Raw genomic sequence first — 23,282 nt, 5'->3', positions numbered from 1 at the left:
TGACCGTGCTGAAGTCGCTCATCTCTTTTTACCCTTTCTTATCAAGTATTCTGTCATCCTAGATTGAGTTTTTAAGGATGGTTTCAGATGAAATTAACAGTTGCCGCTTGTAGTTTTGAAATTGACAAAGCGAAGTATGGACGCATCCAGCTTTTGCCTTATGGCAAATTTAGAGCTACTGACGGCAGACCGACAGATGTGGAGGCATGGTATGTAACCGATACGAACGGGGCTGATGTTGTGGCATTAGCTAACAGTCAGAAAAATCCCCTACCCATTGACTACGAACACCAAATCTTACATTCCCAGCAAAACGGCAAAGAGGCGCCTAGCGCAGGTTGGATGGAATATCTCTATTTTAACCCACAAGGAATTTTTGCCGATGTCCGTTGGACGGACAAAGCTGCGGAATACATCAAAAATGGCGAATATCGTTATATCTCTGCCGTGTTTGCTTATGACACGAATGGTTATGTTCGCAAAATCTTTCACGCTGCACTGACTAACAACCCAGCTTTAGACGGCATGGACGAAGTAATGGTTGCCGCCAGTGTGCAACTTTTAAATCAACAAAAGGAAAAGCCAGCAATGGACAAAAAATTACAAGCCGCCTTGTGCGCGTTGCTTGCATTAAAAGCAGACGCCAGCGAAGCGGAAATTACCGAAAAAGTGACCGCACTTTCTGCTGCTAAAGGCGATAGTCCAGTCGCACTGTTAAATGTGTATGCCAAATTAGCAGAAAAAGAACAATCTGTAGCAGCACTCACTGCGCAGGCAGGCAAACCTGACCCAGCTAAATTCGTGCCGGTGGAACAGGTTGCCGCATTACAGGCTGATTTTAATGCGCTTAAAACATCTGTAGAAGCAGACAAGAAAGAGGCATTAATCACAGCGGCATTATCGCAAGGCAAACTGGCTCCTGCATTAAAAGATTGGGCGCAAAGTTTATCTGTTGAAGCATTAAGTGCTTACTTAGAAAAAGCACCTGCAATGGCCGCACTAAGTGGTGAGCCACAAGCAAAAGGCGCCCCAGAGCAGAAAGTGGCAGCGTTAAGTGCGGCAGAGAGTGCGGCAGCAAAAGCGTTAGGCTTAAGCGAAAAAGATTATATGGCAACCTATAAGGAGCAAAAATAATGGATAAATTCAAAAAATCGGAACTTTTAAAAGCTCTTGATGAAGCCTTTAAAAAAGACTTTGCAAGCGGTTTAAACGTGATTAATCCTCAATGGTCAGAAATTGCTATGAAGATTGCAAGTTCTACCGAAACCAATACTTATGGTTGGTTAGGGCATTTCCCAAAATTGCAAGAATGGGTGGGTAAACGTCGTTTACGCAAAATGCAAGCGCAAGGTATGCAAGTATCGAATAAGTTGTTTGAAAGCACTGTTGCTATCCCTCGCACCAATATTGAAGACGACCAGGTTGGCTTATTTAGTCCGATGGTAAAACAAATGGGACAAAGTGCGGCGGAATTACCTGATGATTTAGTATTTGGCTTAATTAAACAAGGTAAAAGCACCCTTTGCTATGACGGGCAGAATTTCTTTGATGACGATCATCCTGTTTTTGCGGAAGTCGATGGCACAGGCAATCAAACCACTCAAAGTAATATTACCAAAGGCAGTGCAGCAGGAAAACCAGCGTTTTATTTGTTGGATACGACGAATGCCGTGAAGCCGTTTATTTGGCAAGAACGCTTAACCCCTGAAATTGAGACGAAATTTGATCCGTCTAAATCTGATACGGTATTTATGGAAGATACCTATATTTGGGGTGTGCGTGCGCGTGGTAATGCAGGTTTTGCATTCTGGCAACTTGCTCACCGTGTAGAAGACAGCGAATTAACTGAAGATGTCTTAATGGGCGTGTTGGCAAAAATGAAATCCTTAAAAGGCGATGGCGGTAAATTATTGAACATTCGACCGAATGTGTTGTTAGTGCCACCTTCTCTTGAGTATGCCGCAAAAAAATTAGTAGAAGCCGACATTATCAATGGTACAAGCAATGTGTTGAAAGGGACGCTTAAAGTGATGGTGTCTTCACAGATTGTGGAGTAATCCGTCTCTTTTCTTGCCTTCCCCCCCACTTACGAGGGAAGGCAAGAAATTACTAGGAGGAAACTATGGCAAAGAAACAGCAAAACAAGACAGACGATGAAGTGAAAACCGACACGTCCGAAAATACTGCAGAAACCGACCGCACTTTAGATAAGCCGGATGACGCGCCCAAAGGCAGTGATGTGATTCATCCTATTGCCTATGCTGTGACGTTACGTGCAATTCATCCGCAAGCCTCTTATGGTCGATGTGGTTATCGTTTTAACAAGGAAAGTGCGGTAGAAATTCCGGCTGGTGATTTAACCGGTGAGCAAGTGATTATTCTTGCGGAAGATCCTTGGTTAGAGCTTGTTCCAGTGTGTGAGGAATAACGATGAATTATGCCACAGTGTCGGATTTTATTTTACGTGTTGGTGAACTCGATGCAATTGAGTTAACTGATCGTGATCGTACCGGTAGTGTTGATACAACAGTGCTGAATGTGGCGTTATCGGATAGTTCTAGCCAAATTGATGGCTATTTGTCAGCGCGTTATGAATTGCCATTACTGGATATACCGCAAAATCTTGTGCGGATTTGTTGTGATTTAACCCGCTATCGTTTGGCATCTATGTCACAGGTGGGTAATACCGATGAGATTATTGAGCGATACAAATTAAGCTTAAAAGAGCTTGAGGCGATTGCTAAAGGTCAAATTTCACTTGGTATTGCTAACTCAAACACAGAAGATGACGGCGATAATGGTGTGATGTTTACTAATCCGAAAAACAGGGTGTTTAGCCGTGATAACGAAAATCGAACAAGCACTTGTTGAGCGTCTGCAAAAAGGATTGGGCCGTCTTGTTAATACGGTGAAAAGCTACGGTGGTGAGCTAGATGACGACAGTTTATCTGTGTCTCGCTTGCCGATTTGCCTTGTCACTTTTGGTGGGGCTCGCATTGAGCGTATGAGTACCAATGCAAGACGACATCAATCTACCGCGAATTTTGTCATTATTTTAGCCGTGCGATCTTTACGCAGTAATGTCGCGGCTAGACAAGGTGGCATTGATGAGCGTGAGGTTGGCGTTAATCAGCTTATTACTGCCGTGCGTCGTTTGTTGGATGCGCAAACTTTGGGGCAATTAGTTAAACCACTAAAACCCACAAGAGTTCGCACTATTTTCAACAATGCCTTATTCAAGGGCGGAGCGATTACCGCTTACTCGATTGAATACGAAGCCGTTTATGATGATTTTCAGCCGCTTGATGATGGGTATTTCCCAGAAGCCACGCAGGATAAAACTAATCCTGACTATGTGTTTAGCGCTTATCGAGCCAAGTTATCCGATCCATTACCGTTACTTGAACAAGTTCAAGGACGGATTTATGACCCAACCACGCAGGCGGAAGAGCCGTTTAAGGTGGAAACTGAGGTAAAAAATGAAAGTTAAAGCAAGACCAGGTATTAAGGTGCCATTTGAAGCACAGCCTTATGCCTATATTGAACAAACGCCGGTTGATATTGAGCCGTCGATTTATTATCAGCGTCGTATTAATGACGGTGATTTGATTGTGATTACTGAAACACGTTCACGCAAAGAACAGGAGAAAGACAATGGCTGAAACTAACATTGATTTTGATAATATCCCGACAAGTATTCGTCAGCCGGGTGTTTATAGTGAATATAATTCGCGCAATGCGGTAAGCACGTTACCAACCAATGAGCAAAATGTATTAATTGTTGCACCAATGGTGAATGGTACTGCGCCTTTTACTGCACCTGTTCAAGTGTACTCTGATTTAGATGCTAAAAATCAATTCGGTGCAGGTTCTTGGGCTCATTTAATGACCCGTGTAGCGATTCAAAATAACCCGTTAATCCGTTTATCCGTGATTGGGTTAAAAGATAGTGATTCAGGTGTGGCTGCAACAGGCACCGTGACGTTAGCTGGTACAGCTACGCTAAGCGGTGTCGTGAAAGCTGTTATTGGCGGTGTAGATTATGCCGTTGCTGTCGCAAAAGGCGAAGCAGCGAACGATATTGCCACCCGTTTAGTCGCAGTTATTAATGCGGGCGATTATTGCCCTGCAACTGCAGCCGTGAGCGAAGGCACCATTACCTTAACAGCAAAATGTAAAGGTGTAATTGGCAATGAAATTTCAATTAATGCAGTTAGCCGCGCTGATGGTATTAGTGTGACCTCAGCTGTATTTAGTAATGGTGCAGAAAATGCGGATTTAACTGCTGCACTTGCATCTGTTGCAGGTCAACATTACCACGTCATTATTTCTCCGTTCGCTGATGATAAAAATGCAAAAGCGTTACGTGAACATTTAGACTTGGTTGCAAGCCCGGTTGAGAAAAAACCTGGTGTGGGTGTATTAGGTTTTAATGGCACATTGGCAAGCGGCACTACGTATATCGAAAAAATCAATGCAAATCGCATTACAGTGGGTTGGTATAAAGGGGCGGTGGAATCTAATGCCTTAATCGCTGCGGGATATGGGGCGGTTATTGCAGGCGAAGAAGACCCAGCTAAACCGTTAAATACGCTTGAGATTAAAGGTTTAATCCCTGTTGATGCCACCCAAACACCATTAAAAACCGAAGTCAATCAGGCGTTATTCCACGGTTTAACCCCTATTACAGTGGTAAATAATCGTGTGCAAATTATGCGTGCAATTACGACTTATACCAAGTCACCAGCGAATGTAGATGATCCAGCATGGTTAGATTTAACCACAATTCGTACACTGGACTATACGCGTAAAGCGATTGAACAGCGTATTGCATTACGTTTCCCACGTGCGAAATTATCTAATCGCACCCCACCAAAAGTGCGGTCAGAAATCCTTGATGTGCTCTATCGTTTAGAGCAACAAGAGATTTTAGAAAATGTGGATGCGAACAAGGGTAAATTGCTTGTTGTTCGCAATGGCCAAGATCCAAATCGTTTAGATACGGCAATTCCAGCGGATGTGGTAAATGGCTTACACGTTGTCGCTAACCGAATTGATTTAATTTTATAGGGGGCGTAAATGGAAAAATATGCAGGTTCGGCTGTCTTGGAAGTTGATGGTATTGAAGTTGAAATTATTGATTTAAACGTTACTAGACAGCCAGGACGAAAATTAGTAAAAACTATGAACTCAGACGGTCATGCTCGTGGATTTTCTAAAGGGATTGCGACTTGGGAGATCTCATTAACAGCTGCTCTGCCGATTGATGGGACAGAGATTGATTGGGATGAGATGAGTGATGCTAAACTCACAGTTTACCCATTAAACCAAGACGATAAACGCACCTCTTATCTCGGCTGTTTTTCTACACAAGTCGGAGAAAAATATTCCGTTGATAATGAAGCTGTGATTGATATCCAAGTGACTGCACTTAAGAAGGTGAAAGAATAATGCGTCTATTGTTAGGTATTCCTTACGGTGATAGTCGTTATTTTGACTTTGACGTGCGATTACTAACCTTGGGTGGTGAATGTGCCGCCCTTGAGAAAGTCGCCGAGCTTGGTTTAGATGAGAAAGAAAAACTCACGAAAGCTGAGCAAATGCTTGTGGACTTGGCTTATTTATCCGAGCAGATTGATATTATCGGCATTGCGCAAGATAAGCTCACGCCACAGTTTTTACTGGATAACCTTGCTACAGATGATTATGTGTTGATTACGCAAGCTATTGCTGATTTGCGAAAAAAGCACATCGACGCTGGGGAAAGCCAGAGCAAAGTCGAAGCCGAATAAAACAACAACATAGTGTGTTTGAAGCTGAGAAAAATTACCGAAGTGCGGTCATTTTATTAGCTAAATTCGGCTTTAGCGCTGCGGAGGTAAGAGCAATGAGCCATACAGAAGTGTCTGCTTGGATTGGTAGTTGGCAAAAATCTCAAGGTATTAAAACACAGGCTGAAGATGGCGATACGGTGCATTACAACCTTATGCGTCGTAAAAATAAAGGGGCGTAAGCCCCTTTTTTTGTAGATTTAAAAGAAGTTTAAAAAGGGTTTAAAAATGGCAGAGTTAAATTTAGCCATGACACTCAAGGCACGCGATCAGGCAAGCCGAGTATTCCGTCAGGCGCAATCCCAAATTACACAAAGTACACGAGCCATGGCAAGCGCCCGCGAAACATTAGGCGTGCGAAGTGAACATAAGATCCAGCAAGAGATTAATCACACTATTGCGGCTTATAACCGTTTGAAACGTAGTGGTACTGCAACCAGCCGAGAGTTAGCTCGCGCGGCTGATGCAACACGGTCAAAAATTGCGGGGCTTAATGCCGAAATGGGGAAAACGTCTTGGGGGCAACGCTTAGGTAATGTAGGCACTGCAATGGCAAGCGTTGGAGCTGGTATGGCCGCAGGTGCGATGGTAATGGCTCAACCCATGAAAAAACAAATGGATTATGACCGCCGATTGGCAATGGTTTCAAACACCGCCTTCTCCGACCGAGACGTGGCTGGGCGAATTGCCGGAAAGAAAGAATTACATGAAGCGGTAAAAAGTGCGGTAGAAAATGGTGGCGGGACGAAAGAAGAAGCACTTGATGCATTAGATAAAATGCTCGCTTCCGGTTCTGTTAAAGCTGATACAGCAATGAAATTATTGCCAACGTTACAAAAAGCAGCTGTAGGTACAGGAGCAAGTACAGAGGACTTAGCTCAAATTGCCATTTCAGCTATGCAACAATTCGATATTAGTGAAGATAAGATTGGCGAAGTTTTAGATAAAGCGGTCGCAGCAGGACAAGCCGGTAATTTTGAATTGTCAGATATGGCTCGTTGGCTGCCTAAGCAAATGGCCGCAGGTAAAGCGGCTGGTTTAAGCGGTATGAATGGCTTAGAAGCGTTACTAATGGCAAACCAACAGGCACGAGTTACAGCTGGTTCTGAAGATGAGGCAGGTAATAATTTATCTAATTTATTAGTCAAAATTTCTGCTAAAGAAACAAATGAACGATTCAGAAAACTCGAAATAAAGGGAAAAGACGGTAAAACTCATGGTATTGATTTCATCAAATCCATGGAGAATGAGAAAAAGCAAGGTAAAAATTCACTTGAAGCCTTTATGTCTATTATGGATATGGTTGTAGGACAAGATGACAAATATAAAGAGTTGCAAAAGAAATTAAAAACAGCGAAAAAGGAAGATCAAGCTGGAATTATTAAAGAAATGTCTAATTTGGTAGAAGGCACTGCTATTGGGCAAATCGTATCAGACCAACAAGCTCTGATGGCTCTATTGGGTATGCGTAATAATGTTCAGCTAGGGAAAGAGGTCCAGGAACAATTACAGAATTCTAATGGCGCTGTCGATAAATCACATGCCGTGATACAAGACACCAATAGTGCCAAATTTGAAAACGCCAAAAATAGCTTTGAATTTGCCCAAATGGAGGGAGTTAAGGGTTTTAATGATGCCCTTGGCGATGCGGCAGTCAAATTAACGGAATATGCAAAGGCTTATCCGGACCTCACAAATACCGTTGTACGAGCAGGCACTGTTATTACGGCTTTAAGTGCAGCGGCTGTTGCGGCAAGTGGTGCTTTGGCGTTGTTAGGCGGTAAGCGTGCTAGCTTCGGATTAGGAGGCGATATTGCAGATGCGGCAAGTGGTTTAGGTCGAAAAGGTAAAATCTCTAAAGGGATGAAAGGCGGAAAAGGCTTGTTATCACTGAGTAGTTTAGCATTTACTGGTTTAATGCTTGCGGCTGATCATCGCACAACTGCCGAGGCTATTGCCGAAGAAAAAGCCGAAGCCAAAACACCACAAGAAAAACAACTTGAAAACCAATTCTACGCGAAGGCTTACGGTGGCAATAAATCAACAACAAGCCATTATGCACCTCAAGGGTTTGCTTATAACAAAAATTCTGTATGGGGAATGGCAGGCCGTGCGGGTGAAGTGGCTGAAATCGCACGTAAAGATGAGGTCGCGAAGGAGCGTTTAGCACGTGGCACGCTTACACAAGCCGAATATGATGCAAGAACATCACAAAGTGCTGCAAAAATTGCCAACATGAATAATCGTGGACAAGGCTATTCTGGGTTATCCATTGCTGCCAACGATACCAACTCAACACTGAGTCAAACGCTCGGTAATTTATCGGGTTTAGCAAATTATCAAGCAGACTTTCAGCAGTTTGGTAAAACAATCAGCGACGGCTTGAAAACCGCGGTGGAAAGTCAGAATTTCACCATTCAAAATGAAATTAAAGTGGATTTAGATGGGCGGATTGTGGCTGAACAAACGTCTCAGTATCAATATCAAGATTTAAAACGGGGGTAATAGATGAAAGGTTGGACGGCGCCATTACAACGTGCTAGCTATCGTGGTGTGCGATTTGAAGTGATGTCGGTTGACGATGAGATCACTCGCGCTACAATCGAACACGCCTATCCTTTTGTGAACGGTGCGGATGTAGAAGATTTAGGATTAAATCCGTTGACCGTACGTTTGCAAGCCGTGTTTTATGGTGAAGGTTATTATACTGATTTCAAAAAATTCTTAAGTGTGCTGGGAAAACAAGGGGCGGATGTATTAGTCCACCCTATTCGCGGACGATTGCAAAATATGATTTGTACGTCGGCATTGTTCCATCATGAAGCGGACATGATTGACTATGTAGCCATTGATTTAACCTTTACCGAAAGCACCCCTGCAGAGCCGATTTTTGTGTTTGAAAGTGCATTTCTTGCTCGTCTTGATGCACTACTTACGCAACTTGAAGATTTTGTTGATGATGTGTTGGCATTGTATGGTGAGTTTATGGAGGTTGTGTCATTTGCTGCCAATATTAAGTCGCGTTTATTGGGCAGTTTCGGTGCATTATTTGGTTGTTTTGAGCAAGTTAGAAGTTTGTTTGATTTAGATAAGAATAAATATCCTATCTCTAATACTGTGTCCTCTACAGATTTTAAAGTGAAAAGCTTAAATTCGGCTCGTCATTTAGCGGCTATGTTGGAAACGGGACTCTCACAGATTATCAATCGACGAGATTTAATCACTCGTGCTAAGTTTGATGAAATGTTGCGTACCTTAAAACAAATTAAACAGATCCCCTCTGATTTGGTAACAGGTAAAAATATTAAATCAGCCAGCCAACAGGCTGTTATGAAATCGTTACCATCAGCATTATCAAATGCCGATATGCATGCGGTGTCATTGTTTATGCGGTTAGTTAGTGCGGGTGTGTTGCTTAAATCTGCGACAGAATTAATTGAAGATGACGCTTTGTTGCCGCAAGATGTGGACTACATTACCACAAAAGTGCGGTCGGAAATTTTAGAGAATTTGGCATTGCTACGCCAACAGATTACAGAAGAACAACAGCCCGTAAAAAGTGCAGGTAAGCCTAATACTGGGCTTTACACCACCGCACACCACACCATGGAACAACTTAAACAACACGCTCATCAGTTCACTCAACTTGCGATTAATGCGATTAACCGCAAACCACCTTTAACTATTCGAGTAGCCCCCATGAGCGGGACAGTACAACAAATCGCTCATGCTTTTTATGGTGATTATAAACGTGCGGATGAGTTATTGCGTTTAAATCCACAGATACGTTATCCAAATTATATTGAACAAGGTGAGGTGTTAAATAGCTATGTCAGATAATTATCCTTACGAAAATGACGTTGTCGTTGAGATTGACGGTAAGTCCCATAATAGTTGGAAAAACTATGACATTGACAGTGATTTTTTAATCCCTGCAGATGCTTTTGCGTTTGATATTGGTGTGCCGTCAGACAGTACTGTATTGCCGGACTACTCTGGGGCAGAAGTGAAAGTACGTATTAATGATACGTTAGTCATGACAGGCATTGTGGATACCGTGCAGCATGGTATTAGTAAAACAAATCGAACCTATCGACTAAATGGTAGAGATAAAGCCAGTGTGCTTGTTGACTGCTCCGCACCTATTACTAACGTGAAGGGGTTAACTGTATTGGATGCAGTAAAAAAAATTGTAGAACCGTTAGGGATTAAACAGGTGCAACTTAAAGCCGAAAACAATCCATTGTTAGATAAAGTCGATATTGATGTTGGCGAAACTGCGTGGAATGCTGCCATGCGTTGTGCTAATTCTGCTGGCTTGCACTTGTGGTTTGAGCCAAATGGCGTGCTGATTGTAGGCGGTGCAGATTACAGCACGCCACCTGTTGCAACGCTATGTTGTATGAAAGATGGTAGTCAAAATAACTTTGAGCAGGCAGATTTAAGCTTTGATGTATCAAATCGGTTTAGTGAGATAACCTTTTTAGCTCAAAGTCACGGCAAACAAGGACAAGACAACAAAAACGATCTGAAATGGGTTTATAAAGATTCGGAGATGACTACCTATAAACCTAAAACTGTAGTGGTATCTGATGTTGATAACCTTGAAGCGCTGCAAAAATGGGCAAAGAAATATATCGCCGACAGTATACTTGAAGGGTTTACATTAACGATTATTGTACCTGATCATAAAATGCAAGATGGCACATTGTGGCAACCTGGTCAGCGGGTGCATGTGATATGTGAAGAATATGATATTGATGCAATCTTCTTTCTAATGGGGCGTCGTTTCATGTTAAGTCGTCAAGGCGGTACGCAAACCGAGCTACGGTTTAAGCAAGACGGTATCTGGACACCAGACGCTTATAGTGCAAAAGCAGAAAAAGCACGTAAGCGTAAAGGCAAAAAAGGTAAGAAGAAGAATAATGGTGAACTTTGGGCATCAAATGGACAAGGTGGTTGGACGAAATGAGACGATTAAGCCAAGCTATTCAACAAAAGGCGCAAGGTGCGGTGGGCGAAATCCGTCAAGCCTTTCGCGGTGTGCTACATTTAGTGAAAAGTGCAGATAACATTCAAAAAGTGCAAGCATCTGGATTATCAGATGAAACACTTCAGGATGTAGAGATGATGCAGCAATTTGGGTTTACTTCGGTGCCGCCTGCAGATACTCAAGCAGTGATTATCCCTATTGGCGGGCAAACTAGCCACGGGATTGTGATTGCGACTGAGAACGGATCTTTCCGCGTGAAAAATCTGCAAGGTGGCGAAGTCGCTGTTTATGATGAAAGTGGCTCTAGTATTGTGTTAAAAAAGGGGCGGTTAATTGAGATTGATTGTGATGTGTTAAAGATTAAAGCGGCAAAAAAAGTGGATATATCAAGCCCACTGGTTGAAACAGATCAGGTCTTTACTGCACAAGGTCAAATTAACGGAAATGGCGGTATGGCGGTGAAAGGCGGCAGTGGTGCGAGTTTTACCGGCAACGTGAAACAACAAGGCGGAGGTTTTACTACAGACGGAGATGTGAAAGCCGGTGTTATATCATTGCGTAATCACAATCATCCTGGTGATAGCGGTGGTGAAACAGGTAAACCTAAATAAAAATGCTAAAAGGAGGTGCTGAAGTCAGTCACCTCTTTTCTTTTCTCTAAATCCCTTATCCTGTCACTATGGACAGAGAGATCAGCCCGCTTACCGGCGACTACACAAGTAAGCAAATCAGTACACTGCAAAATGCTGTGTATATCAGACTAACCACACCCTTAGGCACCTGGTGGGCAGATGGGCGTGTAGGCTCTTTGCTCCATACTATCCCGAAAGAAAAGGATTTGCGACATGTTGGGCCACTTGCTCAACAATATGCAGAAGAAGCCTTACAACCGTTGATTGATGATGGACGTGCAGACGAAATCATTGTGACTTATACACAACCCCACAACGGATTATTAATTTTAGATATATCCATTCGAGATAACCGAGGTGAAACCTATCAATTTAAACACCCGGTAAAAGTTATTTAAAAAGGGTTTAAACCATGTTTATTGTGCCAAGTTTAGATGATATTCGCCAAACTATCTTGCGTGATGTGCAATCGTTAGAACCGCTAGCTGATGTGAGTGTGGATAGCGATTATTATGCCCGTGCGAGCAGTTTAGCTGCCGTTGCTGAAGGTATTTATGCCCATCAAAAATGGATAATCAAGCAATTTTTCCCCGATACCGCTGACACAGATTTTTTAGAAAAACATGCAGGTTTGCGTGGTATTCGTCGTCGTAATGCAACGTCTGCAAGTGGTACTGGTGCAACTGTCACAGGTCAAGTTGGTGCAGAGATCAAAGCGGGTTTACAAATTAAAACCGACGATAACCGATTTTATGAGACAACCTCAAATGCAGTTATCTCAAGCAATGGTGAGACTACCGTGCCGGTACGCGCATTAGCCACGGGGGCTAGTTATAATATTACTACTGCAACAAAAGGCAGTTTTATGGCGGCTCCTGTTGGCGTGCAAAGTGATGTTGTATTAAACAATATTATTGGTGCGACAGATGCTGAAAGTGATGCATCGTTACTTGAGCGATTGCTTGAGATTATTAGACGTCCACCTGCTGGGGGAAATCGCTATGACTATCGCACCTGGGCATTATCAGTAGATGGTGTGGATGCAGCTTATGTTTATCCACTGAGACGAGGATTGGGTACGGTCGATATTGCCATTACCTCTAACAATGATGTGCCTAGTGACGAAACGGTGCAACGTTGTCAAGCTTATATTGATGATGTGCGCCCTGTGACCGCGCGTGAAAGCAAAGTGGTGAAACCTGATGTGACAAAAGTGAATTTTAATATTCAGGTGAAAATCAGTGGTGTGGCATTAAATGACATTAAAACCGCTATTCGCAATGCTCTGACTGATTATTTTAACGGTTTGATTCCGGGCGATGACTTGATTGTGTCGCAATGCGAAGCGGTGGTGAGTGATTTAATCGGCGTGGTTGACCGCCGTTTTGTTGCCCCGAATACCAACCGCAAAGCGGACGTTATCAACAAAATCGAATGGTTCCGCCTTGGTGATGTGAATGTAACGGAGATGGCCTAATGCAACATGCTAACGTGCTAAAACAGCTTTATCCGCCGGTAAGTTACAACATCAACGGAGAACATTTTATCGCACAATGCGAAGTGGACGGCAATGCGTTTGACCGTTTACAACAAAGTGCGGTGGAAATTTTAAGCGTTATCGAACCAGCCACATCAAACCAAATGTTAGCCAATTGGGAACGCATTTGTGGGATTAAAACGGATTTAAGCAAATCTTATCAAGAGCGCGTTAAACGAGTCATCGTGCAACTTAATGCCGTGGGTGGCTTGTCTATCCCATACTTTACGCGCATCGCCGAAAGTATCGGTTATCAAATCCAAATCAAAGAGTTTTCGCCGCTACAAAATGACCTGCCTAATCCCGGTGACTTAGTGAAATTTCGCAATGAGCCGCGTGAGAGCTTGATTTATATGTGGCGGGTGACGGTGTTAAACGGTGACGACAATATTGTGTATTTCCGCGCAGGTAGTTCATTTGCCGGTGATCACTTGGTTGAGTTTGGCGACCCAATTATTGAGGATTTCTTTAGAGACTTAAAGCCAGCGCACACCTACTGCTATTTTGCGTATCAATAGAGAGATAATATGAAAACGTTACTACCCGAAATTAATTCCGCTGACAAGCGCTTTCACGCTGGCAATCCCGCAACAGGTGAGCAAGGCACACGCGTGACAGACACTTGGCTTAACGACGTGCAAGACCGCGTGCGAGACGTGCAAGCCGAGGCGCATTATGTGTTGCAAAAAGCTGGGTTCCAGCCCTTAGAAAATAAGCAAACTCAGCTTTATGAGGCGATTGTTAAGATTATTGATGACAACCGAAAGACGGCAAGTTTAACTCAAAAAGGCGAAGTGCGGTTGACGAGTGATACGGGGTTAGACAGCGAAGAACTAGGATTAACTGCCAAAGCAGGTAAAAAACTCGCTCAACAGATTGCGACGGTGCAGCTTGCGTTAAATAACTATATCCCTCTTAACAAACGATCATCCGCAGTCAATAGCAACGACGAAAATAATGTAGCAACATCAAAAGCGGTTAAAGCCGCTTATGACAAAGGCGTGGAAGCGAAAAATGCGGCAGATAATGCCCAACGTACGGCAAATGATGGTGTGTCGAAAGCGAATGCAGCACAAACAAGTGCAAATACAGCAAATAATAATGCGAATGGTCGCGTGCCGAAAACAGGTGATACAACCATAAACGGTATATTGAGGGCTAAAAATACATCTGGAGGATGGAGCGCTTATCAATTTGAGACATCAGAAGGCTATTGGCAGTTAGAGGTACACCCCAATTCGCACGAAGCGGCTAATCGTCGTTTTAATATGCTGTTTAACCCTAATATAGGTAATCGTGTTTATCTATCATTCCCAGCGCTAGGAGATGACGGCGAAGTTGTTGCATACAGAAGTTGGGCGGTTAATAAAACAGGCGACACAATGACTGGTATTTTACGTACAGTAGGCATTGCATCTTCTCAATTTGGTTTCGGTTCCTACGCTCAGCAATACACTAGCGGTGCACCTTTTATGGTTGAATCTACAGGCTCAAAGGACAGAGATGCCTACCACCCGTTTGTCAAAGGTTTAGTCCGCTCAAAAGGACATTATGGCGCTGGATTTTCGTTCGGTTACACGACCAAACAAGGCAATGGGGACGGATTTGGCAGAGGAATTATTAACCTCGTTGAAGATAACGGTACAAGTAAAAATTGGGGATTTGAGCACAATGGCGACTTTAATTCCGCTGGGGATGTTCGCTCTTCAGGTGGTAAATCTCTTAACAAATCTGTATCTATAGATGATTTTTCTCATAATCTATCGAATAACGGTTGGTGTAAATTACCTAATGGGTTAATCCTTCAATGGGGAGTATCGACTAATGCAAATATTTTATTCCCTATTGCTTTTCCATCCGTTTGTTTCGCTATCTCTCATTCAAAAACAGGGGGAGGCAGAGATACACGGATTGAGAGCGTATCAAGAACAGGGTTTAAATCTGTTGCATCAGGTCAAGTAGGCACTACTTATTATATTGCTGTTGGCAAATAATTACATATCCCAGATTAATAAGGATTTAATATGCAAATTTATTATTCAGATGGCTTTTATATTGATGATATACACGGAGAAAAAATACCTGCTGAAGCAGTAGAAATTAGCCAAGATAAATATATTGAGCTACTTAACGGCCAAGCGCAAGGTAAACAAATTATCAGCAACAAACAGGGCGAGCCAGTGTTGATTGAGCTACAACCAAGCCCCGCACACGAATTAAATCTTGATACGCTCAAGTGGGAAATTTCACCCGAAAAACAAACCGTACTTTTAACAGAAAAACGTAACCGCTTAATCGAGCAAATTGACAGCCACGCGGCAACAATTTATAGCACGTGGACTCGATTCGAATCGGAATATCGTGAGCGTCAAGCAGCAGCAGAAGCGTATAAGTCCGTAAATTATGAAGGAGACTGTAGCCGTTATATCTCAGATTTCGCTCAACGCGCAAGACTGGATAACAAGACCGCCACAAACCTTATTTTGACTCAGGCGGCAGGGCTCGAAAAGCTACAAGTTGAGCTGGCTAATCAGCGCATGCGTAAGTATGAGCTCAAAGCACCTAATCTCACACTAGAGCAACTACAATCAATCTATGACGACATCATCAAACAAATGGATCATTTAATGGAGGCTTATAATAATGGCTAATGTTTATTTGGCTCTTTACAAAGGCAAAAAAACAGGGCTTAAACCCACCGCACTTTTGGCGCGTTTTTCAGACTGGCTCACCCGTAAACTGACAAAAGGGCCTTACTCTCACTGCGAGATTGCTGTTGAGCGTATTGAGTATACATCAGGTCATCACTATGAGCATGAGCTTCATTATGACTGTTATTCTTCTTCCATCCGTGATGGCGGAGTGCGTTGTAAAGAGATTGATCTCACCGAAAGAGATAAGTGGGATTTAGTCTTGTTAGAGGGAGTAAGTGAAGCGGAAGTTAAGTTTTACTTCAATTCCACAAAAGGGAGTAAATACGATTGGTGGGGCGCTATTGGCATTGTATTAGGCATCAAACACAAACGCTCTAAATACTTTTGTAGCGAATGGTGTTTCAATGCAATCTCCGGCAAAACCAAAGGTTGGCGATTTAGTCCAAATGATTTGGCAGTGATTTTTAAAAGAGGATAAATAACATGATAATCGGTGACACAATAAAATTACGTAACGGCAATGCTGGCACCATCGTCTATGAGAGCTCATTTGGCAAGCTATTAATCGTTGAGCATAGCGGTGATGAGTTACCACCTAGCCACTGGCATAATGCGGATGGTACGTTTTATGCAGATTGTACAAGTGATTTAGATGTAGTTCAGGAATAAAGACGGCGACACTATCTGTGCGGGAACACGGATAATGCCAGCTAAGCAGAATGAGCCTGCATATAGCTATATGCCGCCTACCTCGCGAGGCAGGCGGTATTTTAACAAAACCGCTAAAAATGGGAAAGTATATGCAGAATTTAAAAGAGATCCGTTGCCAATGTTGCAACAAATTATTGGCAAAAGTCGGCACAGTGAAACATTTAGAAATCAAATGTAGTCGCTGTAAAACCATTAACCATATTAATTAACTTGATTTGAGTGTCGGAGTGTCAAGAACACCGGAACGCCATAGATAAGAAGGAAAAAAAACTATGGCAAATCAAACCAAAAGAAACTTTAAGCAAGCCCCATTACCGTTTGTCGGTCAAAAGCGCAACTTTTTAAATCACTTTAAAGCGATTTTAAACGAGCAGATTCCGGGCGATGGCGAGGGCTGGACGATTGTTGATACGTTCGGTGGTTCAGGCTTGCTTAGTCATACTGTAAAACAACTCAAACCGCGCGCCCGCGTGATTTACAACGACTTCGACGGTTACGCCGAGCGCATTAAGCATATCGACGACATTAACCGCTTACGTGCGCAAATTGCGGCGTTATTAGTTGATGTCCCACGTCAAAAACGTATCACCGACAAAGCGCTCAAGGCGCAGATTATTGACACCATCAAAGCGTTTGACGGCTATGTTGACCTTGCCACGCTAACCAGTTGGCTGTTGTTTTCCGGGCAACAGGTCGGTACATTTGAGGAGTTATGTGCCAAGGATTTTTGGCATTGTTTACGCCAGTCAGACTACCCATCTGCAGACGGTTATTTGGACGGCGTAGAGGTGGTCTCAGAGTCGTTTCATACACTACTACCACGCTTCGCAGCCGACCCACTGGCGGTATTTGTTTTAGATCCACCTTACCTATGCACCAAACAAGAGAGTTACAAACAGGCGCATTACTTTGATTTAATCGACTTCTTGCGATTAATCAACATCACCCGCCCGCCGTATATCTTCTTCAGCTCAACTAAATCGGAGTTTGTGCGGTTTATTGAGTATATGCAGGAAGATAAGATTGATAATTGGCAAGCCTTTGATAATGCGCAACGAATTGTAGTCAATGCCTCAGCAAGCTATTCAGGTAAGTATGAGGATAATATGGTTTACAAGTTCTAAACTGTAAAATTTAAACGCCCTTTAATGATGATTTAAAGGGCGTTTTGTTTGGTTTAAATTTGAGGTTTATTTTGCATAAACAATTAAACTATTATGCAAAATAAATTTCGATTTTATGCAAAAAGATTCGCGAACTTATAACTTTGGGCTTTATACGTGACGCAAATCGTGAGCTTGTTGTAATAACTGACGACTTTCCTGCAAGAATTGATCGGAATACTCGCCAAACCATTCCCTCACCTGATGGAAAGCATCAATAAACCCTTGGCGATCGCTTTTTTCAAAAAATTGTAACGCTTCTTCATACGTTTGCTTCAAGCTTTCAATCACGTCTAAATTTTCTGGCTTATCCATAATAATATCGGCATAAAGTGCCGCATCCTGGGCAAATAGACGACCAATCATGGCTAATTCCAAACAATAAATCGGGGAAGATAATGCCAATAAATTGCTTAAATTGACTGGTTGTTTGGAAAGATGCAGACCATTCGCGAAGGTAGAAAAGTGACGTAATGCTTGAATGTATGTCATATTGTGGTCATGCTCTGCAGCATCAATTTGATAAATTTTTGCACCCCATATTTGAATTTGCTCTAACAACCATTCATAACGCTCACTAAAGCGCCCATCACAACGCACAACCACTTGTTTTGCCATGCTAGCAATATCGGGACCAAACATTGGATGCAGCCCAACCACTGCCCCTTTATGCACGTCTAACATTTTAGCTAATGGAACACGTTTCACAGAGGTGAGATCTGCCAGTAGCATATTTTCCGTTAAATAGGGTTTTAAACGTTCTATTGTTTCTAATGTGTGATCAATCGGCACTGAGACAATAACAACATCCGCATTCGTTAAAATGCGTTCTGCTACATCCCAATCATCTCGGTCTAAAATAGAAATAGGATAACCGGAAGCACGCAAATAACGGGCAAATAACTGCCCCATTTTTCCGTAACCACCGACAATAACAATTTTATTAATGGCTGGATTCAGGGTTTTAAAACCAAATTGATTTTCATTGGAATAAGATTCACGCATAAAGCGACGTAGCACATCTTCAATAAGCTGTGGAGAGATTCCTACTTTAGCCGCTTCTTCTCGGCGTGCTTGTAACATGGCTAATTCACGATCTGGTGAATAAATCGGTAAACCTTTTTCGTGCTTTACTTCGCCTACTTGGCTTACTAATTCGAGACGTTTAGCAAAAAGTTGAATCAGTTCACGATCGAGCGCATCAATTTCCTGACGTAAATGGTTAAGGGCATCCATAATTCACCTGTAATATCTTATTTACATGATTGCAATTAAAAGGTTACAGGTGAGATTACTGGAATTAAAAAAGAAAGACAAATAGTTAGAGAGATTGCGTAATCAAGCGTTGTGGACGAATCACATTGTTATCATCGACAAGTGCTACACCTAAAAAGATATTCTCGTCAGAAAATAACCGCACTTGACCATGTAATTTTGCTTCATTAGCAAATTTAACGCGTTGTCCAAAGCCGATACCTTTACTTTGCTCGGCATTTAGCTGTAATGCGGGTAATTTACTGACCGCTGTATCTGTCGGTAAAAGATGTTGATCAAGTGGTGCAAGATCTCCTTGCTCTGCAAGCGCCTGCAAAGCATCCCATGTCATCATCTTTTCTGTTGGATAATCTGCAACCGCAGTTCGACGTAACACTGTCACATGAGCGCCACAACCTAACACTTCACCTAAATCATCCACTAATGTACGGATATAAGTTCCTTTCGAACAATGCACTTCTAAAGTTAGAAAAGGTGCTTGATACTCGATAAAATTTAGCTCAAAAATCCTGATAGGACGGGCTTCACGTTCTACGGTAATGCCTGCGCGAGCATACTCATACAACGGTTTTCCATTGTGCTTTAATGCAGAAAACATGGTCGGTATTTGTAAAATATCACCACGAAATTGTTCAAGTGCAGTCAAAATTTGTGATGTTTCCACATTGACAGGGCGCGTTTCTACCACTTGTCCTTCAGCATCAGAGGTATCCGTACGTTCACCTAATTTTGCTGTGACCACATAGCGTTTATCCGCATCTAACAAAAATTGTGAAAACTTTGTGGCTTCACCTAAACAAATGGGCAGCATACCGGTTGCTAATGGATCGAGCGCACCAGTATGCCCTGCTTTATTCGCTTGGAATACACGTTTAACTTTTTGCATAATGTCATTAGATGACATGCCTTGTGGCTTATCTAATAAAAATACACCATCAATATCACGCCCACGCTTACGAGGTCTCGACATTAGTCATTTTCCTCAACGTGTTTTTTCTCGTCTTCACGTACCACGTTTGTCACTAAATTAGACATACGCATCCCTTCAACTAAGGATTGATCGTAGAAGAAACGAATTTCTGGCACAATGCGTAAGCGCATTGCTTTACCCACTAATGAACGAATATAAGGTGCCGCTTTTTCTAACCCTTTCATGCCTTGCTCAATTGCCGTTTCATCGTGATCGAATAAAAATGTGACAAACACTTTTGCATAAGCTAAGTCGCTTGATACTTCCACATCTGACACGGTTACCATGCCAATACGGGGATCTTTTACTTCCCGTTGTAAAATGATAGCGATTTCTTTTTGTAATTCTTGTGCAACACGATCGCTGCGTTTAAATTCTCTTGTCATAGTCATTCCTTATTTATAAAAGCCCTCATTCTACTGGAAATCATTGGATTTAGCACGCAAAAATCCCTTTTAACCCGATACTGTTTTCGATAAAATGACGCCTGATAATTTGTTTGAATATTCAAACTTCCGATAAAAATCACTTTACAGAGGGCATAATTTATGCAAGCGAGACGAGACGAGACGAGACGACCAAGATTGTCGATGAAAATCACACATTACAACAAGCATTTTTAAATGAATTAGACGAAAAACTTTGGTCATCTGCCGATAAACTGCGCCAGCAGCTTGATGCCGCCAATTACAAACACATCGTACTCGGCTTAATTTTCCTTAAATACATCTCCGACAGCTTCACCCATCAGCAAGAAAAAATTCAGGCAGAGCTTAGCGATCCCGAAAATCCACTCTATCTTGACCGCACTTTCTACGATACAGACGAAGAATATCAAGAAGCCTTAACCGTCGAACTGGAAAACCGCGACTACTACACTGCCGACAATGTATTCTGGGTGCCGCAGCAAGCCCGTTGGGACGAGATTAAAGCCGTTTCCATCTTAAACATCGGCGCAGAGCTGCCTTGGGGCGGAAAATTTTCCGGCGTAGCCAAACTGATTGACGATGCCTTCGATGCCATTGAAAAAGACAACGAAAAACTAAAGGGCGTCCTCCAACGCATCAGCGGCTATGCCGTAAACGAAGACACCCTGCGCGGGCTGATTATCCTCTTCTCCGATACCAACTTTACCCGTCCGACTTACAACGGCGAGCCCGTACATTTAGGCGCAAAAGACATACTCGGCCACGTTTACGAATACTTCCTCGGTCGCTTTGCCCAAGCAGAAGGCAAACGCGGCGGACAATATTTCACGCCGAAATCCATCGTTTCCCTGATTGTCGAAATGCTCGAGCCATACTCCGGTCGCGTATATGACCCGGCCATGGGCAGTGGCGGCTTTTTCGTGCAAACCGAACGCTTTATCACCGCTCATCAAGGCAACATCAACAACGTTTCCATCTACGGACAAGAATTCAACCCGACCACTTGGAAACTCGCCGCCATGAACATGGCGATTCGTGGCATTGATTACGACTTCGGCAAACACAACGCCGATAGCTTCACCCAGCCGCAACACATCGACAAAAAGATGGATTTCATCATGGCAAACCCGCCATTCAACATCAGCGATTGGTGGAGCGAATCCCTTGCCGATGATCCACGTTGGGCATACGGCACGCCGCCCAAAGGCAACGCCAACTTCGCTTGGCTGCAACACATGATTTACCACCTCTCGCCCAACGGCAAAATGGCATTGTTGCTGGCCAACGGCTCTATGAGCAGCCAAACCAACAACGAAGGCGAAATCCGCAAAGCCATCATCAATGCCGACTTGGTCGAATGTATGGTTGCCCTGCCTGGCCAGCTCTTCACCAACACCCAAATCCCCGCCTGTATTTGGTTTTTAAACCGCAACAAAAAGCGTAAAGGCGAAGTATTGTTTATCGATGCCCGCCAAATCGGCTATATGAAAGACCGCGTATTGCGCGATTTCACCGCTGACGACATTGCCAAAATTGCTGACACCCTCCACGCTTGGCAAACATCAGAAGGCTACGAAGACCAAGCCGCTTTCTGCAAATCCGCTACTTTAGAAGAGATTAAAGACAACGACTTCGTCCTCACACCGGGGCGCTACGTCGGCACCGCAGAACAAGAAGACGACGGCGTACCATTTGCAGAAAAAATGCAAAATCTGACCGCTCTTTTGAAGGAGCAATTTGCGAAAAGTGCAGAGTTGGAAGCGGAGATTAAGAAGAATTTAGGGGGATTGGGGTATGAGTAAAATCACTGTAAAAGAGTTTTCTACAAACTTAGATAAATTTAGAGTTCCATTATCTTCTTTTGAAAGAGAAAAAAGAAAAGGTCTTATTCCTTATTATGGAGCAGCCAAAATTATTGATTATGTTGATGGATTTACCCATACAGGATTAAGCGTTCTAATTGCAGAAGATGGTTCAGTTGAAACTAAAAATGGCTACCCAGTTGTACAATTAGCAAATGGAGAGTATTGGGTTAATAATCATACACATGTTTTAAAAGGCGGAGATGATATAGACACCACATATTTATATTATGCCTTACAGACTATAAAAGTTGCCCCATTTGTAACGGGTGCTGTTCAAAAGAAAATATCTCAACAAGCTCTAAATTCAATGGAAATTCCATATTTTGAAGATAAGACTGATAGAAAAAGAATTGTTGAGATACTTTCAAGTTTTGACGAAAAAATCCAACTCAACACCCAAATCAACCAAACCTTGGAACAAATCGCCCAAGCCCTGTTTAAAAGCTGGTTTGTCGATTTCGATCCCGTGCGAGCCAAAGCCCAAGCCCTTTCAGACGGCCTTAGCCTTGAACAAGCGGAACTGGCTGCCATGCAGGCAATCAGCGGAAAAACACCCGAAGAACTGACCGCACTTTCACAAGCACAGCCTGACCGCTACGCTGAATTAGCCGAAACCGCCAAAGCGTTTCCTTGTGAGATGGTGGAGGTTGATGGGGTTGAAGTGCCGAAGGGATGGGAGGTTAAAGCCTTAGATGAAATTGCAAATTATCAGAATGGTTTAGCATTGCAAAAATTCCGCCCTGAAGATGACGAACCATTTTTACCTGTTGTGAAAATTGCTCAATTAAGACAAGGCTATGCCGACGATGAAGAAAAAGCTAAAGCAAGTATTAAGCCTGAATGTATTATTGATAATGGCGATGTAATTTTTTCTTGGTCAGGAAGTTTATTAGTGGATATTTGGTGTGGAGGAAAAGCTGCACTAAACCAACATCTATTCAAAGTCACATCCAAAGAATATCCTAAATGGTTCTATCATTTTTATACCAAACATCATTTAACCGAATTTCAGCGTATTGCTTACGACAAAGCTGTAACAATGGGGCATATTAAACGTGAGCATTTATCTGCTGCAAAATGCATAGTACCAAATGACGAATTATTAGCAAATAAATCATTAGAAAATATTTTAGAAAAAATTATTTTTAATAGGCTGGAAAATTTCAATCTTCAAAACACAAGAGATTTATTATTGCCTAGATTGTTGAGTGGAAAGTTTTAAC

28 protein-coding genes are annotated in these 23,282 nt (G+C 42.7%); 25 read left to right on the top strand and 3 right to left on the bottom strand.

Going from position 1 to position 23,282, the window contains the following annotated elements; genetic code table 11:
• Positions 1-87 precede the first annotated feature (87 nt).
• The 23 genes from ACXVWP_RS00425 (at position 88) to ACXVWP_RS00315 (ending at position 17,482) form a co-directional block, all read left to right on the top strand.
• Positions 88-1,134 (top strand): phage protease, encoded by a 1,047-nt coding sequence (locus tag ACXVWP_RS00425; RefSeq protein WP_297568021.1) that lies wholly within the window; start codon positions 88-90, stop codon positions 1,132-1,134.
• Entirely contained in the window at positions 1,134-2,057 is a 924-nt protein-coding gene (locus ACXVWP_RS00420) for a Mu-like prophage major head subunit gpT family protein (protein ID WP_297568027.1), read from the top strand. The genes ACXVWP_RS00425 and ACXVWP_RS00420 overlap by 1 nt, the downstream gene beginning before the upstream one ends.
• Before the next feature lie 65 nt (positions 2,058-2,122).
• Positions 2,123-2,428, top strand: coding sequence for a hypothetical protein (locus ACXVWP_RS00415; RefSeq protein WP_005698069.1), 306 nt, complete (start codon positions 2,123-2,125; stop codon positions 2,426-2,428).
• Positions 2,429-2,430: 2 nt separating this feature from the next.
• Entirely contained in the window at positions 2,431-2,871 is a 441-nt protein-coding gene (locus ACXVWP_RS00410) for a gp436 family protein (protein ID WP_005698155.1), read from the top strand.
• Positions 2,840-3,490 (top strand): DUF1834 family protein, encoded by a 651-nt coding sequence (locus tag ACXVWP_RS00405; RefSeq protein ID WP_297568029.1) that lies wholly within the window; start codon positions 2,840-2,842, stop codon positions 3,488-3,490. The genes ACXVWP_RS00410 and ACXVWP_RS00405 overlap by 32 nt, the downstream gene beginning before the upstream one ends.
• Positions 3,480-3,662, top strand: coding sequence for a DUF2635 domain-containing protein (locus tag ACXVWP_RS00400; RefSeq protein ID WP_297568031.1), 183 nt, complete (start codon positions 3,480-3,482; stop codon positions 3,660-3,662). Before ACXVWP_RS00405 ends, ACXVWP_RS00400 begins: the two co-directional genes overlap by 11 nt.
• Positions 3,655-5,070, top strand: a complete 1,416-nt coding sequence (locus ACXVWP_RS00395) for a phage tail sheath subtilisin-like domain-containing protein (RefSeq protein WP_297568053.1) — start codon at positions 3,655-3,657, stop codon at positions 5,068-5,070. The genes ACXVWP_RS00400 and ACXVWP_RS00395 overlap by 8 nt, the downstream gene beginning before the upstream one ends.
• A gap of 9 nt (positions 5,071-5,079) precedes the next feature.
• Positions 5,080-5,451, top strand: coding sequence for a phage tail protein (locus ACXVWP_RS00390; RefSeq protein ID WP_297568056.1), 372 nt, complete (start codon positions 5,080-5,082; stop codon positions 5,449-5,451).
• Positions 5,451-5,792, top strand: coding sequence for a hypothetical protein (locus ACXVWP_RS00385; protein ID WP_297568059.1), 342 nt, complete (start codon positions 5,451-5,453; stop codon positions 5,790-5,792). The genes ACXVWP_RS00390 and ACXVWP_RS00385 overlap by 1 nt, the downstream gene beginning before the upstream one ends.
• 95 nt (positions 5,793-5,887) lie before the next feature.
• Positions 5,888-6,013 carry a hypothetical protein gene (locus ACXVWP_RS00380; RefSeq protein ID WP_257006138.1) on the top strand — a complete coding sequence of 42 codons (126 nt, stop codon included), beginning with the start codon at positions 5,888-5,890 and terminating at the stop codon, positions 6,011-6,013.
• Positions 6,014-6,059: 46 nt separating this feature from the next.
• Entirely contained in the window at positions 6,060-8,336 is a 2,277-nt protein-coding gene (locus ACXVWP_RS00375) for a phage tail tape measure protein (protein WP_297568062.1), read from the top strand.
• A 3-nt stretch (positions 8,337-8,339) separates the two neighbouring features.
• Positions 8,340-9,671 (top strand): DNA circularization protein, encoded by a 1,332-nt coding sequence (locus ACXVWP_RS00370; protein ID WP_369866508.1) that lies wholly within the window; start codon positions 8,340-8,342, stop codon positions 9,669-9,671.
• On the top strand, positions 9,661-10,803 hold the full coding sequence (locus tag ACXVWP_RS00365) for a phage baseplate assembly protein (protein WP_297568068.1): 1,143 nt from the start codon (positions 9,661-9,663) through the stop codon (positions 10,801-10,803). The genes ACXVWP_RS00370 and ACXVWP_RS00365 overlap by 11 nt, the downstream gene beginning before the upstream one ends.
• On the top strand, positions 10,800-11,435 hold the full coding sequence (locus ACXVWP_RS00360; protein ID WP_297568071.1) for a phage baseplate assembly protein V: 636 nt from the start codon (positions 10,800-10,802) through the stop codon (positions 11,433-11,435). Before ACXVWP_RS00365 ends, ACXVWP_RS00360 begins: the two co-directional genes overlap by 4 nt.
• 68 nt (positions 11,436-11,503) lie before the next feature.
• Positions 11,504-11,854 (top strand): phage GP46 family protein, encoded by a 351-nt coding sequence (locus tag ACXVWP_RS00355; RefSeq protein ID WP_288668863.1) that lies wholly within the window; start codon positions 11,504-11,506, stop codon positions 11,852-11,854.
• A gap of 14 nt (positions 11,855-11,868) precedes the next feature.
• A complete protein-coding gene (locus tag ACXVWP_RS00350; protein ID WP_297568076.1) occupies positions 11,869-12,933 on the top strand; it encodes a baseplate J/gp47 family protein in 1,065 nt (354 codons plus the stop codon).
• A complete protein-coding gene (locus tag ACXVWP_RS00345) occupies positions 12,933-13,511 on the top strand; it encodes a YmfQ family protein (protein WP_297568080.1) in 579 nt (192 codons plus the stop codon). The genes ACXVWP_RS00350 and ACXVWP_RS00345 overlap by 1 nt, the downstream gene beginning before the upstream one ends.
• Positions 13,512-13,520: 9 nt before the next feature.
• Positions 13,521-14,987, top strand: a complete 1,467-nt coding sequence (locus tag ACXVWP_RS00340; protein ID WP_297568083.1) for a phage tail protein — start codon at positions 13,521-13,523, stop codon at positions 14,985-14,987.
• A gap of 30 nt (positions 14,988-15,017) precedes the next feature.
• Positions 15,018-15,644, top strand: coding sequence for a hypothetical protein (locus ACXVWP_RS00335; RefSeq protein ID WP_297568085.1), 627 nt, complete (start codon positions 15,018-15,020; stop codon positions 15,642-15,644).
• On the top strand, positions 15,637-16,125 hold the full coding sequence (locus ACXVWP_RS00330; RefSeq protein ID WP_297568088.1) for an enoyl-CoA hydratase: 489 nt from the start codon (positions 15,637-15,639) through the stop codon (positions 16,123-16,125). The genes ACXVWP_RS00335 and ACXVWP_RS00330 overlap by 8 nt, the downstream gene beginning before the upstream one ends.
• A gap of 5 nt (positions 16,126-16,130) precedes the next feature.
• Complete coding sequence (locus tag ACXVWP_RS00325) at positions 16,131-16,316, top strand: hypothetical protein (RefSeq protein ID WP_297568092.1); 186 nt, start codon at positions 16,131-16,133, stop codon at positions 16,314-16,316.
• A 131-nt stretch (positions 16,317-16,447) separates the two neighbouring features.
• Positions 16,448-16,567 (top strand): zinc finger domain-containing protein, encoded by a 120-nt coding sequence (locus tag ACXVWP_RS00320; protein WP_081281225.1) that lies wholly within the window; start codon positions 16,448-16,450, stop codon positions 16,565-16,567.
• A 63-nt stretch (positions 16,568-16,630) separates the two neighbouring features.
• Complete coding sequence (locus ACXVWP_RS00315; RefSeq protein WP_297568096.1) at positions 16,631-17,482, top strand: hypothetical protein; 852 nt, start codon at positions 16,631-16,633, stop codon at positions 17,480-17,482.
• A 150-nt stretch (positions 17,483-17,632) separates the two neighbouring features.
• Here the strand turns inward: ACXVWP_RS00315 and tyrA are convergent, their stop codons facing one another.
• The 3 genes from tyrA to rbfA all read right to left on the bottom strand — a co-directional run bounded on the left by tyrA (position 17,633) and on the right by rbfA (position 20,152).
• Positions 17,633-18,757 carry a bifunctional chorismate mutase/prephenate dehydrogenase gene (gene tyrA / locus ACXVWP_RS00310; protein WP_297568099.1) on the bottom strand — a complete coding sequence of 375 codons (1,125 nt, stop codon included), beginning with the start codon at positions 18,755-18,757 and terminating at the stop codon, positions 17,633-17,635.
• Positions 18,758-18,842: 85 nt separating this feature from the next.
• Positions 18,843-19,766 carry a tRNA pseudouridine(55) synthase TruB gene (gene truB, locus ACXVWP_RS00305; RefSeq protein WP_289901733.1) on the bottom strand — a complete coding sequence of 308 codons (924 nt, stop codon included), beginning with the start codon at positions 19,764-19,766 and terminating at the stop codon, positions 18,843-18,845.
• Positions 19,766-20,152, bottom strand: a complete 387-nt coding sequence (gene rbfA / locus ACXVWP_RS00300; protein WP_289901732.1) for a 30S ribosome-binding factor RbfA — start codon at positions 20,150-20,152, stop codon at positions 19,766-19,768. Before rbfA ends, truB begins: the two co-directional genes overlap by 1 nt.
• Positions 20,153-20,265: 113 nt before the next feature.
• On the opposite strand from rbfA, the gene ACXVWP_RS00295 reads away from it, so the two are divergent.
• Both ACXVWP_RS00295 and ACXVWP_RS00290 read left to right on the top strand, forming a co-directional pair.
• Positions 20,266-21,996 (top strand): class I SAM-dependent DNA methyltransferase, encoded by a 1,731-nt coding sequence (locus ACXVWP_RS00295; RefSeq protein ID WP_458473130.1) that lies wholly within the window; start codon positions 20,266-20,268, stop codon positions 21,994-21,996.
• Positions 21,989-23,281, top strand: a complete 1,293-nt coding sequence (locus ACXVWP_RS00290) for a restriction endonuclease subunit S (protein WP_297568106.1) — start codon at positions 21,989-21,991, stop codon at positions 23,279-23,281. The genes ACXVWP_RS00295 and ACXVWP_RS00290 overlap by 8 nt, the downstream gene beginning before the upstream one ends.
• Position 23,282 lies beyond the last annotated feature (1 nt).

The organism is Haemophilus sp. SZY H56 (assembly GCF_054332415.1).
The sequence above is the reverse complement of the archived record's forward strand: the minus strand, read 5'-3'. Positions and strand labels throughout refer to the sequence as shown.